Raw genomic sequence first — 14,663 nt, forward strand, 5'->3', positions numbered from 1 at the left:
CGCGTTGCCGCGGGCTTTTTCGAGTTGACTGCCCTGATTTTCAGGGACGCAGTTCCTGAATGGTCACATAGCCCAGATCCGGCCCGATCCATTGCCGCGAGACCGTCACCCGCCCGCCCTGAACGATGTAGTTGTTCTGGATTTCCAGTGGGCCGTTCTTGCAGCTTTCCAAAATGACTCCCGCTTTCGGTCCGGGACCGATGCTGCATTCAAGCCGCAGCGGGCGCTCTAGCCCGTCTCCGGTCCAGTAGCGCATCACCCGATTGGCCTGTCCGCTGCGACCGGAACGGATCAGCGCCGAGGACGGTGCCATTTCGGCAACCGACAAGTCATGGCCCAAACCTCGGGTTCCGGCCAGCATGCCATCGCGCAGGATGATCGCCTGTTCGTTGGTGGTCATGTAGGTGCGTTGACCGGAGTTCTCGCCCGTCATGGCCAGTACCTGTGTCGTGGCCGCATTCTCGAGCCCGACAAGGATCAGTGGCCCCTTGTTGACGCGAAGTGCTGTGGCAGCCATGTCGCTGGGGCTGACCTTTTCGGCGACCTCGGTACGGTTGCGCTGGGCGACACTCTGACGCGCCGCCTCGGCCAGAAGGCCCGGTATCGAGCCCTCGTCGCTGTCAACATTGCCGCAGGCGCTCAGCATCGCGAGTGCGGCGGCTCCCAGCATGAAGCGCATCTTCGTCCCGCTCATCGCCAGAACCTCCCCCAGCCTTGATAGAGTTGTCCGGACTGGCTGTCGCGGACCTTGTCGTAAAGCCGCCCGTCGACGCGCAGCTTGCTGCCGCCGTCGCGCGAAAGCGAACGGATGTCGCCGCCGACACGACGCAGCGAGGGTTCGCCCGTGCCCCAGCCCAGCGGGATCGAGATGCTCACGCCCTTGTCGAACGATCCTTCGCCGAAATCTTCGTCGCTGAGATCGGTCTTGCTGGCCCATGCACCAACGCGCCAACCGTTGGCGAACTGACGCTCGACCGTGATGGTCGCGCCCTTGTCGCCCGCCAGATACTGACCGACATCAAGCTGTGCGCGGATGCCGTCGGTGAACTGGTAATAGGCCGAAACATGACCCGTAGTGACCTCGTAGTCGCGGAAGCCGAAGACGTCGCGGAAGTCACGTTTCTTGACGCGGTTCAACTCGGCACCAAGCGCCAGAGACGAGTTGGTCGGCCACCACAGGACCTCGGTCGAGGCGCCGCCATAGGCCCGTTCGAGCAAGCCGACGGTGACACGCGAATAGACCGTTTCGGTCGGCTTCGCGTACCATGCAAGGGTCAGACGCGGAATAGTCGGGCTGTCATTGCCCGAATACATCCGGCTGTCCGAGCGGACGCGCGGAACGCCGTTCGAGGCGTAATCCGTGTCCAGCGCTTCATATTCTTCGGCGGAAAGACTTCCGGGGCCTTCCTGTTCAGTCGTGCCGAGCACGCGCTGGCGCACGGTCCCCGAGACAACCAGTCCGGGGGTGAACTCGTATTCGGCCACCGCCTCTGCGCCGATTTCGTAGCGGAAGGGCTCGTCCGGATCGAAGATCGACGTCGAGAGATAGGGTTTCACGGCCCAGCTGAAGCGCGGGAATAACCCTTCGGTAAAGGTCAGGTTACCCGGCCGCGGATCGGCATCGGTCAGCTGCGCTGCCGCTGCGATCTGACCCGCCTCCGAGTTCTCGAGCCGCTCGACATCGGACCGGCGGACCGTGACCGAGGATGTCGGTAGCCCGTCGGCGGATGTGGTGATCACCAGCGTCTCGACCGATGGAGGCAGGGCGCGCGTCATCAGGCGCGCGGTGCGACCGATGGCCTGCGAATGCTGCATGTAGCGGCGGTTGCGGATCCGCACCTCGGCGCGGTTGGCGTCGAGCGACATCGACTCGAGGGTCTGCCCCTCTTTGTCCAGGGCATCGCTCAGGACTTTCTGGATCGCGGGTTGGGCCGTCGGGTCGGCAGACCATGCACCGGACCAACCTTCGGGATCAGCCGAGGGAGACGGGCGCGGGCGAACCGGTGCTGGTGCCTTCTCGATCCCTGAAGGATAGGGGGCCTGACTGGAATCCATCGCGACCGAGAACTGCAGCCCCAGTTGCCGGCCACCCAGCAGGTAGGCACCCAACTGGTAGTTCTGGCCCCATTGGTAGCTTGCGCCAAGGTTGATGTGGTTCTTCAGCTCGTCCTTGTCGCTCAGCCAGACATCGCGGGCGCAGTCCTCGGCGATACCGGTTTCGCAGGCGTAATTGTCGCCCGAGTATTCGGCGGTCAAGGCCAGCTTCTCGGTGGCTTGCCACGTCGCGCTGACGAAGGGTGCCATGTCACCCTTGAACCACTGGTCGGTATTGGGCTTGCCGCCTTCTTCCTCGTCGGGTCCGGGGCGGTCGCCAAAGGGGCTGCCGATATCGCCGCTTTGCGCCAGACGACCCCAGCCAAGACCGGCGCTGACGCGCAGGCGCGGGTTGATCGTCTTGGTCGCGACCAGATACTCAGCACTGTAATAGCCGGTGCCCATAAAATCCTGAAGGCCGATGGCCACAGCGGGCATCCAACCGTTCGGGTTCTCGTCAAGGAACTGGTAACGCAGGTCGAAGCTGCGGTCCCAGATATAGTCGCGCGATTGGGAAACACCGTTCGCCTGCGAGTCGAAACGGGCGTAGCGCAGCGCGACAGTCAGGCGGGGCAGGATCTGGAAGACCAGCGCGTTTTTGCGCGCGAGGTCCGAATAGTTCAACGTCGCGCTCAGGGTCGCGTCCGGCAGCATTTCCGCCGTGGGTGTGTCGATACCGCCCGGCAGGCCGTAGCTGTTGAACTTGGTTCCGATCAGCGGATCGGCAAGACCGGGAGATACCCCCAGTCCCAACAAAAGAGCCACCGGCACGGTCGAAGCCAGCAGGCGGCGGGTCAGGGTCGAATGGGCGCGCATCGGCGGGTCCTTCTAACATGTCGTCCCGCAGGCTGAGAGGCTGCGGTTAGGCAAGGCCCGCGCGACTTGGGATCGCACGGGCCAGAAGCTGAATTACTGGGTCGTTGCCGGAGGTGTGGGCGGCAGGATCAGTTGCGGAGCCGGAACTCCCGACGTGGCCGGAGCATCGCTTGGCGTGGTCGCAGCCGGTGCTTCGGGGGTCGTCGTGGCCGCCGGAGCCGGAGTGGTTGCCGGAGCGGGCGTGGCCGCAGGCGTCTCGGCTGCGGGCGCAGGTGTCGTCACGGCAGGTGCCAGCGGTGTGCTGGTGACCGGAGCCGTGGTCGCCGGAGCGGTTTCCGTCGCCGCCGGAGCCGGGGTCGTCGCCGTGCTCGGGGTGGTGGTTGCCGGATCAGCCGGTTTCGCCACGGGCGCGGCAGCGGGCTTGGGCTTTGCGGTCGATTTCGGCTTCGGCGCGGCCGACGATGCGGTCACTTGCGCTTTCGGCATCGTGTCGGTGGCGGCGGCGCAACCCGACAGGCGCTGGCTGCCGACGCGCAGTTTGGCGGTGAAGGGGGTCTTGACGTCGCCAGCCTGACATTCGGCCGCCTGAACGTTCAGCGAGAAGACCGAGCCGTTCATCGTGCCGATGAACTCGACGCCGCGGGCATAGGTCATGCGACGCACCGAGACGGCGGTCGATTTCGCGCCCGAGCGCTCGTAAACGGCGCGGGAATTGTTCGCGGTGACGGTCCAGCCCGCACCTGCGGCGCGGAACATGGCGATATTCGCCGTGTTGGCCTCGGCGGTAGCGAGCGGCCGTCCTTCTTCTCCGGTCTCGATTGGCGAGTCGATCGGCGACACGGCGGGCGGTCCAGCAGGCTTCTCGACTGCGGGGGCCTCTTCGGGGGTGTTCTTCTGGAAAGGCAGCTCACCGCAAGCGGTCACGGCCACCGACATCGCCAGTACGGCAAAAGCCGAACGGAATTTCATCTGCTCTGTCCCGGTTCCTTGGAGTTTTGCTTTGTCATAATCGCTACAGGAACCCCCCGCTTTGGGCAAGCGTCCAGCGCCCCGCAACGGCCTTGCAGGCCAATCTGCGCGGAGATTTGCGCGGTTTTTGCCTCAGCAGTTGGGGACGTTCACCGCAAGTCCACCCAAAGATGTCTCTTTGTATTTCTCGTTCATGTCCCGACCGGTCTGCCGCATCGTCTCGATTGCGGCGTCAAGGGGAACGAAATGCTTGCCATCGCCGCGTAGCGCAAGGCTGGCGGCTGCGACCGCCTTGATTGCTCCGATGCCGTTGCGTTCGATGCAGGGGACCTGCACCAGACCGCGGACCGGATCGCAGGTCATGCCAAGGTGATGCTCGAGCGCGATTTCGGCGGCGTTCTCGACCTGCGCGGGTGTGCCGCCCAAGACGGCGCACAGGCCCGCTGCCGCCATGGCGCTGGCTGCGCCGACTTCGGCCTGACAGCCGCATTCGGCCCCCGAGATCGAGGCGTTGTGCTTGATCAGTCCGCCAATGGCTGCGGCGGTCAGCATGAAATCGTCCAACTGGCGCTCGGATGCGCCGGGAACGTGATCCAGCCAGTAGCGGATCACCGCCGGAACGACGCCCGCCGCGCCATTGGTCGGTGCTGTGACGACCTGTCCGCCTGCGGCGTTCTCCTCGTTCACGGCCATGGCATAGATCGACATCCAGTCGTTGATGACATGGGGCGCCGTCAGGTTCATCCCGGCCTCGGATTTGAGCGAACTATGGATGCCCGAGGCGCGGCGCCGGATCGACAGCCCTCCGGGCAGGGTTCCGCCGGTTGCAAGGCCGCGATCCATGCAGTCGCGCATCACCTGCCACAACCGCCGGATGCCGGTCGAAATCTGGGCATCGGACCGGAACTTCCGCTCGTTCTCGCGCTTCAGGGTTGCGATGGATTTGCCTGATTTTTCGGCCATATCCAGCATTTGGGCCGCCGAGACAAACGGCCATGGCACGGTGTCACCGTCATCACCGCGCGTCCGGTCGCCGCGTAAGGCTAGCTCGTCCTCGGTCAGAACGAAGCCACCGCCGATTGAGTAATAGACCTGCTGATAGATGACATCGCCCTGCGCGTCGGTCGCCATCAGCGTCATGCCGTTGGCATGGCCGGGCAAGGCATGGTCGTAGTCGAAGATCAGGTCGGCATCGGGATCAAAGGCCAGTTCGCCCAGATCCGCAGGCGTAAGGGTGCGGGAATTCCGGTTTGCCGCCAACGCCGTCTCGGCTGCCTCGGCATCCATGGTTTCTGGCAGAAATCCTGCCAGTCCAAGTATGGTAGCGCGATCGGTCGCATGCCCCTTGCCGGTGAAAGCCAGACTGCCATGCAGGCTGGCGCGCAGACCGTGAGGGCGGAAGGGCTGGGCGCGAAGCGCCTCCAGAAAGCGGCCTCCGGCCACCATCGGTCCCATCGTATGCGAGGACGAGGGGCCGACCCCGATCTTGAAGATGTCGAAAACCGACAGAAACATCGCATTCCACCTTTGCTGGCCAAATTGCTGGCTTGGGTCCAAGCTAGTGCGGACCCATCCGGCCTACCAGAGGCGCTGCGTCACCCGTCAGGCAGTTCCGCGACATTTGACGAAACGTCCTCTGCACTATATCCAGTCATCGAGCCTGTTTATTAAGCAAACGTGATGCGGTGCGTTAAGCCTGTCGAAAAGGCAGTCGCCCCATTCTTCCGCATTCCTGCGCCCCGTCTTACGAGTTTCCCATGAGCCTTCCTGATCCGATCATCCTTGGCGATACGCGACTTGGCCCGCCGGTCTTTCTGGCGCCGATGGCCGGCATCACCGATTTGCCTTTCCGCCGCGCGGTCGCCCGCCACGGCGGTGCAGGGCTGATGGTCAGCGAGATGGTCGCCTCGACCGAGATGGTGACGCCTCGGCCCTCGACCCGCATGGCCGTGCGCGCCAAGGCGATGACCGAGGGCGATTTGCCGGTTTCGGTCCAGATCGCTGGCCGCGAAGCAGGGGCGATGGCGGAAACCGCCCGTATCGTTGCCGGAATGGGTGCGCGGATCATCGACATCAACATGGGTTGTCCGGCCAAGAAGGTGACCGGCGGGTTGTCGGGCGCGGCGCTGATGCGCGATCTGGATCACGCTCTGGAACTGGTCGATGCGGTCGTTGGCGCGGTTCCCGATCTGCCGGTGACGCTGAAGATGCGCCTTGGCTGGGACGAGGATTGCCTGAACGCGCCCGAACTTGCCACCCGCGCCACCTCGGCGGGGGTCCGGATGCTGACCGTGCATGGCCGGACGCGGGCGCAATTCTATACGGGAACCGCCGACTGGCAGCGGATCCGCAAGGTTGCGAATGTCGCGGGTCGTCCGCCGCTCGTGGCCAATGGCGATGTGGTCGATGCGGCCTCGGCCCGCGCGGCACTCGAGCAATCCGGCGCGGAAGCGGTCATGGTCGGACGCGGCGCGCAAGGCCAGCCGTGGAAGCTTGCCCAGATCGCGCACGAGCTTTGGGGCACAACTGCTCCGGAGATCCCGCAGGGCGCGGCTTTGGCCGATGACATCGCGGAACATTATCAGGACATCCTGTCCCTTTACGGCACCGAACTGGGCCTGCGCGTCGCACGCAAGCATCTGGGCTGGTACGCCGAAGCGAACGGCGCGCCGAACCGCGCCGAATTGCTTCGCGCTGCGTCGCCCGAGGCGACCTTGGCCGCGATCAGGGCCGGTTTTGCCGATGCCGGACAGGCCGGCCTTCCTCCGATGGAGACAAGTACATGAAGTCCCGCTCCACGGCGCAACATACGCCAGAGCCACCGTCTGATTTTATTCCGGCAGAGGTAGGTCCGAACTGGTCCGCATTGCCCATTCCCGCCGTCATCGTCGATTCGAAAGGGCGGATCGCGGCGATCAACGATCTGGCGGAATCCTTTCTGAACGTCTCGCGCCGGTCGGCCATGGGCCACCACATCGAAGGCCCCGAGATGTTGAAGCGGATGCGGATCGTGCCGCCGATCTCCGAAATTCTTGAACGGGTCGGAGAGGGGCATGACGCACTGAACCGTTCCGCCGTGCGCTTCGAGATCGGTGATCGGCTTGGCGGTCATGTGGAACGGATGGGATCGATCTATGCCGGTCCGGTGCCCAGCCCTGCGGGTGGCATCGTGTTTCTGATCACGCCGGGCGAGAATTCCAGCCGCTTGGGGCAGGGGCGGGCGGTCCGCTCGGCCGCGCGCTCGGCCATCGGCATGTCCGAGATGCTGGCGCATGAGATCAAGAACCCGCTGGCCGGCATTCGCGGTGCGGCGCAGCTGATCGGCATGAACCTTGCGCCCGAAGACCGCGATCTGGCCGATCTGATCGTCGTGGAATCGCGCCGCATCGTCGAGCTGCTGGATCAGGTCGAGCGCTTCGGCGACACGTCAGGCGCGAAGCTGACCGAGGTGAACATCCATGACGTGCTGGAGCGCGTCCGCCGCTCGGCGATGGTGGGTTTCGGCAAGGCGCTCAAGATCGTGCCGGATTACGATCCCTCGCTGCCGCCCGCACTGGCCGACAATGACCAGTTGGTGCAGGTTTGCCTGAATCTGGTGAAGAACGCCGCCGAGGCGATCCATCGCGACGGGCGCGAAACCGGCGTGATCCGCATCCGCAGCTTCTATGACGGCACCTTGCGCATGGCTCCGACCGAGGCCGAGCCGCATGGCCGCAGCCTGCCACTTCAGATCGAGATCGAGGATGACGGTCCGGGCATTCCCGAATCTATCGCCGATCAGGTCTTCGAACCCTTTGTTTCGGGTCGCGAGAACGGCACCGGCCTTGGGCTGGCGCTGGTCTCGAAGATCATCACCGATCACGGGGCGTGGATCACGTTGGATTCCCGCCCCGGACGTACAATTTTTCGACTTTCCCTTCCCAAAGCCTGAGGTAATCCATGGACGGCACCGTTCTGATCGCAGATGACGACCGCACCATCCGCACCGTCTTAACTCAGGCCCTGACCCGGGCGGGATGTCGTGTCCACGCGACCGGTTCATTGGCTCAATTGCTGCGCTGGGTCGAGGAAGGCCGCGGCGATCTGGTCATCACCGATGTGATGATGCCCGACGGCAACGGGATCGACATGATTCCGGCGATCCGCACGGCACGACCCGATCTGCCGGTCATCGTGATCTCGGCGCAGAACACCATCGTCACCGCGATCCGTGCCACCGAGGCCGCCGCCTTCGACTACCTGCCCAAGCCCTTCGATCTGCCCGATCTGATGGTGCGGGCGGGACAGGCCCTGTCGCGCCGCGCCCGCAAATCCGATCCGACCCCGACCGGTATCCCCTCGCCCGAGAACACCGCCGATCCGACCCTGCCGCTGATCGGGCATGCTCCGGCGATGCAGAACCTGTTCCGTATGGTCGCGCGGGTGCTGAACGCGGATCTTCCGGTGATGATCGCGGGCGAAGCGGGGGTCGGCAAGACCGTCATCGCGCGGTCGTTCCATGATCTTTCCGACCGGCGTGATTCGGGTTTTGCGGTGCTGACCTCGGCCGATCTGTCCGAGGAAGCCATCCACCGCGCAGCCGAACGTGCTAATGGCGGCACGTTGCTGATCGAGGATCCGGCGGGTTTTGGCGCATCGGCGCAGGCACGTCTGATCGGTCTGATCGAGGCATGGGAGGTCGGACCGGGCCGGAACCAGATGCCGCGCCTTGTGTCCACCACCGGCGCCGAGCCGCAGGCCGATGTCGCGAACGGGCGGCTGCGCGCCGATCTGTATTACCGTCTTGCAGGGGTCACGATCACAGTACCGCCGCTGCGGTCGCGGGTCGATGACATCCCGCCGCTGGCGCGTCACCTGCTGGCGCGGGCCGCGACGCAAGGTCTGCCGCAGCGCAGCTTGTCCGAAGGCGCGACGGCGATGATCCGCTCGTACCCGTTCCCGGGAAACGTGCGCGAACTGGAAAATCTGATGCGTCGTCTGGCGCTTACGGCCGCCGGAGCCGAAATCAGCGATGCCGAGGCGCGCGCCGCCCTTTCCGAATCAGTACCGCTTGGCGCCCCTGCCGCTGCGGTCACGCCGATGCAGCCGCGGGTGGCTGCGCCGACCGGAACCGCCGCGCCAAGCCCCGCCGCACCGGTCACGGCGATGGCCGAACCGTCCAATGCGCGTTTGTCGCAATCGGTCGAAATGCATCTCCAACGCTACTTTGATCTGCATGGCGATCAGCTTCCTCCGCCCGGTCTTTACGACCGGATTCTGCGGGAAATTGAAAAACCCTTGCTGGAAATCGCGCTGGACGCGACAGGCGGCAATCAGCTGAGATGTGCTGATCTGCTTGGCATCAACCGCAATACGTTGCGCAAGAAGCTCACGGATCTGAATATCGAGGTGACACGACGTCGCAAGCTGATGTAAAACGGCCACAGATGGTTGCATGAGCGTTTCGTAGCAGCCACAGGAACGCCGCGGCACAGCGGCGAAACCGTGAGGTCGGGCGAGTTGGCGGGAACGCTGTCCAGGGGCACATGGGAACGCGTCGCGCGTTTGCGGCGCGCGCGCCGCGTTCGTAATTACGCGACATTGGGATTGGTCGTTCTGGGACCGCTGCTGGCGGGTCTGACCTTTGTCGTGATGGGGCCGCTGGCCGGAGTCGAATCGGGCAGCGCGTGGCTGCGCCTCGTGCTGCTGGCCGACCTGCTTTACCTGATCGTTCTGACCGGTCTGGTTGTGACGCGGATGACGGGCATCGTTGCCGCCAGGCGACGTTCGGCCGCCGGATCGCGCCTGCATATGCGACTGGTGGGCGTCTTTGCCACCATCGCGCTGGTCCCGACGGTTCTGGTCGCGCTTTTCGCCGGAATCACGCTGAATATTGGTCTTGAGGGCTGGTTCTCGAACCGCGTGCAGCAAGTGGTGCGCAGCTCCTTGTCCGCCGCCGAGGCCTATCAGGAAGAACACCGCCGCGATCTGACCAGCGATGCCAAGATGCTGGCGGGGGCGCTGACACAGGCCGCGCGGCAAAATCCGATGCTGGATGATGGCGAATTGCGGTTGCTGCTGGGGCAGGGACAGGCGCTGATCCAGCGCGGCCTGCGCGAGGCCTATGTCATCGACGGTGGTGGAGCGATCCGGGCACGCGGTGAACGCAGCTACCAGTTCTGGTACGAACAACCCTCGCAGCCGCAATTCGATCAGGCGCAGACCGACGGTCTGGTCCTGATTCAGGACTGGCAGAACAACGAGTTCCGCGCGCTTCTGCCTTTGACGCCGCTGTCGGATCGCTATCTGTACGTCACCCGCGATGTGGACGGGAAATTGCTGGGACTGCTGGACGACACGCGTCAAAGCGTTGGCGAATATCAGCGGCTCGAACAGGAACGCGGACGGGTGCTCCTGGAGTTCTCGCTGCTGTATCTGGGCTTTGCCCTGCTGCTGGTCGCTGCCGCGATGTGGCTGGGGCTGTGGTTCGCTGACCGGCTGTCGCGACCGATCGGCCGTTTGGCAGAAGCGTCCGAGCAGGTCGGCAAAGGCAATCTGGACCTACAAATCCCCGAAGCCGACACCGGAGACGAGATCCAGACTTTGGGTCAAAGTTTCAACCGCATGACCCGCCAGTTGAAGACCCAACGCGAGGAACTTGTCGAAAGCTACCGCGCCGCCGACGATCAGCGCCGGTTGTTCGATTCCGTGCTGTCCTCGGTGACGGCAGGGGTGATCGGGTTGGATGCCGCAGGCGAGATAGACTTCCTGAACCGGTCGGCCACGCGCTTGTTGGGGCTTGATCCGGCGCAGGTGCATGACCGTTTGCTGTGGCAGGCGGTGCCGGAATTCGCGCCGCTTTTCGATCGGCTTGCCCAATCGGTCAATGAATCCGTGCAGGACGAGATTCGCCTGAACCGTGAGGGCCGCGTCGAAAGCCTGCTGGTCCGTATGGCCGCCCGAAGGGGCACCGCAGGCGGGCTTGAGGGATATGTGGTCGCGCTCGATGATGTGACGGATCTGGTTTCGGCGCAGCGCATGGCGGCATGGGGTGATGTCGCCCGCCGTGTCGCCCATGAAATCAAGAACCCGCTGACTCCGATCCAATTGTCGGCCGAGCGGCTCAAGCGGAAATTCGGGCCTATCGCCGGCGATGATCGCGAGGCGCTGGAGCAATATACCGAAGTCATCATCCGGCAGACCAACGATCTGCGCCGGATCGTGGACGAATTCTCGCGCTTTGCCCGCATGCCCGAGCCGGATCGCAAGGAAACCGACATCTCCAAGTTGCTGCGTGACAGCGAGTTGATGCAGCGCGATGCCCTGCAAGGCGCGCTGGTCTCGGATATTCCCGAGGAGCCGGTCATCGTCGATGCCGATGCCGGAATGATGCGGCAGGTCTTTACCAATCTTCTGAAAAACGCGGGCGAGGCGCTGGACGAGCTACGGCCCAACCCGCCCGAGGGGTGGACGCCGCGGATCAGGGTCGAAATGAATGCAGCACCGGATGCGGTGACCATCCGGATCATCGACAACGGCCCGGGCTTGCCCGAGGACCGTTCAAGGCTGTTCGAGCCTTATGTCACCATGAAGCAGGGGGGTACCGGGCTGGGCCTACCCATTGTGAAAAAAATCGTCGAGGAACATGGCGGGAACTTCATCCTGACCGACGCACCGGGGCAACCGGGTGCGATGGCGCAGATCCGTCTGCCTCGCGAACGCCAGCCCGTGCGCCTGACGGCACGGCGCCAGAAACTTGAGCAGGACCACGTGAAATGACCGACATTCTCATCGTTGACGACGAAAAAGACATTCGCGAACTGATCTCGGACATCCTCAGGGACGAGAGTTACTCGACACGTCTGGCCGCCAATTCGGATCAGGCCATGGCCGAGATCAACATCGCGGAGCCTGCGCTGATCATCCTCGACATCTGGCTCAAGGACAGCAAGATGGACGGGATCGACATCCTCAAACAGGTCAAGCGCAACAATCCTGACGTGCCCGTTGTGATCATCTCGGGGCATGGCAATATCGAGATAGCTGTCGCGGCTATCAAACAGGGCGCTTACGACTTCATCGAAAAGCCCTTCAACATCGACCAGCTTCTGGTGGTGATCCGCCGTGCGATGGAGGCCTCGCGTTTGCGGCGCGAGAACTCGACCCTGAAGCGCGGCGAGGCGCGGGCCGCCGAGATGCTGGGCAATTCGGCGGCGTTCCGGCGGCTTCGCGAACAGCTTGACAAGGTGTCCAAATCCAATGGCCGTGTCATGCTGACGGGCGAGCCGGGGGCGGGCAAGGAAATGGCCGCCCGCTATATCCACGGCCACAGCCAGCGCGGTCGCGATCCCTTTATCGCCGTGCCTTGCGCCACGATCGAGCCTGACCGCATGGAAGAAGTGCTGTTTGGCCGCGAAACGCCCGAGCGCGGGATCGAGCCGGGTTTGCTCGAGCAGGCGCATGGCGGGGTGATCTATTTCGACGAGGTCGCCGATATGCCGTTGGGCACGCAGACCAAGATCCTGCGCGTCCTGACCGAGCAGCAGTTCCAGCGCGCCGGTGGCACTGACAAGGTGCGGGTGGATTTGCGGGTGATCTCATCCACCAACCGCGATCTTGCGACCGAAATCGCGACCGGTCGTTTCCGACAGGAACTGTATGACCGGCTGAACGTGGTTCCCGTGGCGGTGCCTTCGCTTTCCGAGCGGCGCGAGGACATCCACCATCTGGCCGAGCATTTCATCGAGCAGTTCCACGCCTCGCAGGGGCTTCCCCAGCGCGCGCTGCCCGAGGAAACCGTCGCGGCCCTGCAATCCATGGCCTGGCCGGGGAATATTCGCCAGCTTCGCAACGTCATCGAACGCGTGCTGATCCTTGGCGATGGCACCGGCCCGATCCAGCCTTCCGAGCTTGAAAGCCAAAGCACGACGAATGGTTCGGGCGAGGCGCTGGCCCTTGGGCCGCAGATCACCAGCCTTGCCTTGCGTGACGCACGCGAGTTGTTCGAGCGGGAATACCTGCTTGCCCAGATCAACCGTTTTGGCGGCAATATCAGTCGTACCGCACAATTCGTCGGGATGGAGCGCTCGGCTTTGCACCGTAAACTCAAGTCCTTGGGCGTGGTGGGCGGTGTCCGCGTCGAAGAGGAAATGATGGGCAAGTAAGTTCGATCATTTCCTGCCATCACTGCACTGGCAGGAAGTGATCGGATGGTTGGCCGGTAGCTGGAATACTCGGTTCAAAGTGGCCATCGCGCTTCCAACGATGGCCCCGGGATGTCGCTGTTCACCCGCAGCTCCTCGCTGGATGCGGGGGCTGCGACAGGCTGCGCTGTTACGCCTTTTGCTGTCGGCGATCTTTTGCTGTATCCGCATCGCATCCGGCGGGTTAGGATCGCCGTTGCGACGAAGAATTGCACGAGGCGGCGATGAAGATCATCATTTGCGGAGCAGGGCAGGTTGGCTGGCATATCGCACGCCATCTCGCCGGAGAACGCAACGATGTCACGATCATCGACACCAATGCAGAATTGATCCGTCGCGCCACAGATGCGCTGGACGTGCAGGGCGTGACCGGATTTGCCAGCCATCCCGACGTTCTGGACCGTGCGGGCGCGCGCGACGCCGACCTGATCATCGCCGCGACCTATTCGGACGAGGTGAACATGGTCACCTGTCAGGTCGCGCATTCGGTATTTCAGGTGCCGCGCAAGATCGCCCGTCTGCGGTCCTCGGCCTATCTGGATGCGATCTATTCCGATCTGTACCGGACCGACCACCTGCCGATCGATGTCGTGATCAGTCCCGAGCGCGAGGTGGCGCGGGCGGCATTGCAGCGGCTGTCGGCCCCCTCGACATTCGACGCCGAGACATTCCTGAACGGACGGGTGCATCTGCTGGGCATCGCGCTTGATCCCGATAGTCCGGTGCTGAACACGCCCCTGCGGCAGCTGGATGAAATGTTCTCCAGCCTCAGCGCCATCGTTGCGGGTGTGCGGCGCGGCGGAAAGCTGTTCGCGCCAGAGCCGGGCGATCAACTGTTCGACGGCGACCAGATCTATGTGTTCACCCTTAGTCAGGACGTGCCGCGCACACTGGAAATCTTCGGCAAACCCGCCGCCCGGCAGGAAAGCGTTGTCATTATCGGTGCGGGCAATGTCGGGCTGGAAGTCGCCAAGGCGTTGGAGGCCAGCCCCGAGCGCGTCCGCGTCAAGGTGATCGAGCGCGACCGCTCGCGCGCCGAAGACGCGGCGGATGCGCTCAGCCGGACCATTGTCCTGAATGGCGACGGTCTGGCCGCCGAACTGCTGGAAGAAGCCGCCGTGCCGCGCGCCGATGCGGTTCTGGCGGTCACCGACGACGACAAGACGAACATCCTTGCGGCTGTCCGCGCCAAGCAGGCCGGAGCGAAGCTGGTCATCTCTCTGGTGAACGATCCGACGCTGATGTCGCTGATGGACACGCTGGAGATCGACGCCTTTATCAATCCGCGCGCCAGCACGGTCTCGACCATCCTGCGCCATATCCGGCACGGGCGGGTGCGCGATATCTACTCGATCGGCGATGCCGAGGCCGAGGTGATCGAGGCGCAGGTGCTGTCGACCTCGCCGATTGCGGGGCGTCCGATCCGCGATATCGACTTCCCCGAGGGCGCGTTGCTCGGGGCCGTATTGAAGCGCGACCGCGTGGTGAAACCGACCGGCGATCTGCGCATCGAAGAGGGCGATATCATCATCATCTTTGCCCTCGCCAAGGATGTCCCCGAGGTCGAGCGCCTGTTGCAGGTCTCGATCGACTTCTTCTGAG

The 14,663-nt window shown here is 63.9% G+C and carries 10 protein-coding genes; 6 read left to right on the plus strand and 4 right to left on the minus strand.

The annotated features are described in order from the left end of the window. Nucleotides 1–40: 40 nt before the first annotated feature. From GL286_RS05510 to GL286_RS05525, 4 genes are all read right to left on the minus strand, one after another. On the minus strand, nt 41–694 hold the full coding sequence (locus GL286_RS05510; RefSeq protein ID WP_155094568.1) for a YjbF family lipoprotein: 654 nt from the start codon (nt 692–694) through the stop codon (nt 41–43). Continuing rightward, nucleotides 691–2,910 (minus strand): YjbH domain-containing protein, encoded by a 2,220-nt coding sequence (locus GL286_RS05515; protein ID WP_155094569.1) that lies wholly within the window; start codon nt 2,908–2,910, stop codon nt 691–693. Before GL286_RS05515 ends, GL286_RS05510 begins: the two co-directional genes overlap by 4 nt. 93 nt (nt 2,911–3,003) lie before the next feature. Then, the gene (locus GL286_RS05520) at nt 3,004–3,879 is read right to left on the minus strand and encodes a hypothetical protein (RefSeq protein WP_155094570.1); all 876 of its coding nucleotides are present in this window, start codon (nt 3,877–3,879) and stop codon (nt 3,004–3,006) included. Between the two features lie 132 nt (nt 3,880–4,011). After that, nucleotides 4,012–5,394: an L-serine ammonia-lyase gene (locus GL286_RS05525; protein ID WP_155094571.1), complete on the minus strand. Its 1,383-nt coding sequence runs from the start codon at nt 5,392–5,394 to the stop codon at nt 4,012–4,014. Nucleotides 5,395–5,636: 242 nt separating this feature from the next. On the opposite strand from GL286_RS05525, the gene dusB reads away from it, so the two are divergent. The 6 genes from dusB to trkA all read left to right on the plus strand — a co-directional run bounded on the left by dusB (nt 5,637) and on the right by trkA (nt 14,662). Beyond that, nucleotides 5,637–6,665, plus strand: a complete 1,029-nt coding sequence (gene dusB, locus GL286_RS05530; RefSeq protein ID WP_155094572.1) for a tRNA dihydrouridine synthase DusB — start codon at nt 5,637–5,639, stop codon at nt 6,663–6,665. Next, complete coding sequence (locus GL286_RS05535) at nt 6,662–7,810, plus strand: two-component system sensor histidine kinase NtrB (protein ID WP_155094573.1); 1,149 nt, start codon at nt 6,662–6,664, stop codon at nt 7,808–7,810. Before dusB ends, GL286_RS05535 begins: the two co-directional genes overlap by 4 nt. A gap of 8 nt (nt 7,811–7,818) precedes the next feature. After that, the gene (locus GL286_RS05540) at nt 7,819–9,294 is read left to right on the plus strand and encodes a response regulator (protein WP_155094574.1); all 1,476 of its coding nucleotides are present in this window, start codon (nt 7,819–7,821) and stop codon (nt 9,292–9,294) included. A gap of 84 nt (nt 9,295–9,378) precedes the next feature. Next, nucleotides 9,379–11,637, plus strand: a complete 2,259-nt coding sequence (locus GL286_RS05545; RefSeq protein WP_155094898.1) for a sensor histidine kinase NtrY-like — start codon at nt 9,379–9,381, stop codon at nt 11,635–11,637. Next, nucleotides 11,634–13,022: a nitrogen assimilation response regulator NtrX gene (ntrX, locus tag GL286_RS05550; protein WP_155094575.1), complete on the plus strand. Its 1,389-nt coding sequence runs from the start codon at nt 11,634–11,636 to the stop codon at nt 13,020–13,022. The genes GL286_RS05545 and ntrX overlap by 4 nt, the downstream gene beginning before the upstream one ends. 263 nt (nt 13,023–13,285) lie before the next feature. Continuing rightward, nucleotides 13,286–14,662: a Trk system potassium transporter TrkA gene (trkA, locus tag GL286_RS05555; protein WP_155094576.1), complete on the plus strand. Its 1,377-nt coding sequence runs from the start codon at nt 13,286–13,288 to the stop codon at nt 14,660–14,662. Nucleotide 14,663 lies beyond the last annotated feature (1 nt).

Source organism: Paracoccus aestuariivivens, from assembly GCF_009711225.1.
Taxonomy (GTDB): Bacteria; Pseudomonadota; Alphaproteobacteria; order Rhodobacterales; family Rhodobacteraceae; genus Paracoccus; species Paracoccus aestuariivivens.

Excerpts from the sequence above, each read along its gene's own strand:
- trkA (WP_155094576.1), top strand. The coding sequence starts at position 13,286 with ATGAAGATCATCATTTGCGGAGCAGGGCAGGTTGGCTGGCATATCGCA.
- GL286_RS05515 (WP_155094569.1), bottom strand. The coding sequence starts at position 2,910 with ATGCGCGCCCATTCGACCCTGACCCGCCGCCTGCTGGCTTCGACCGTG.
- dusB (WP_155094572.1), top strand. The coding sequence starts at position 5,637 with ATGAGCCTTCCTGATCCGATCATCCTTGGCGATACGCGACTTGGCCCG.
- GL286_RS05525 (WP_155094571.1), bottom strand. The coding sequence starts at position 5,394 with ATGTTTCTGTCGGTTTTCGACATCTTCAAGATCGGGGTCGGCCCCTCG.
- GL286_RS05540 (WP_155094574.1), top strand. The coding sequence starts at position 7,819 with ATGGACGGCACCGTTCTGATCGCAGATGACGACCGCACCATCCGCACC.
- GL286_RS05520 (WP_155094570.1), bottom strand. The coding sequence starts at position 3,879 with ATGAAATTCCGTTCGGCTTTTGCCGTACTGGCGATGTCGGTGGCCGTG.
- GL286_RS05535 (WP_155094573.1), top strand. The coding sequence starts at position 6,662 with ATGAAGTCCCGCTCCACGGCGCAACATACGCCAGAGCCACCGTCTGAT.
- ntrX (WP_155094575.1), top strand. The coding sequence starts at position 11,634 with ATGACCGACATTCTCATCGTTGACGACGAAAAAGACATTCGCGAACTG.
- GL286_RS05510 (WP_155094568.1), bottom strand. The coding sequence starts at position 694 with ATGAGCGGGACGAAGATGCGCTTCATGCTGGGAGCCGCCGCACTCGCG.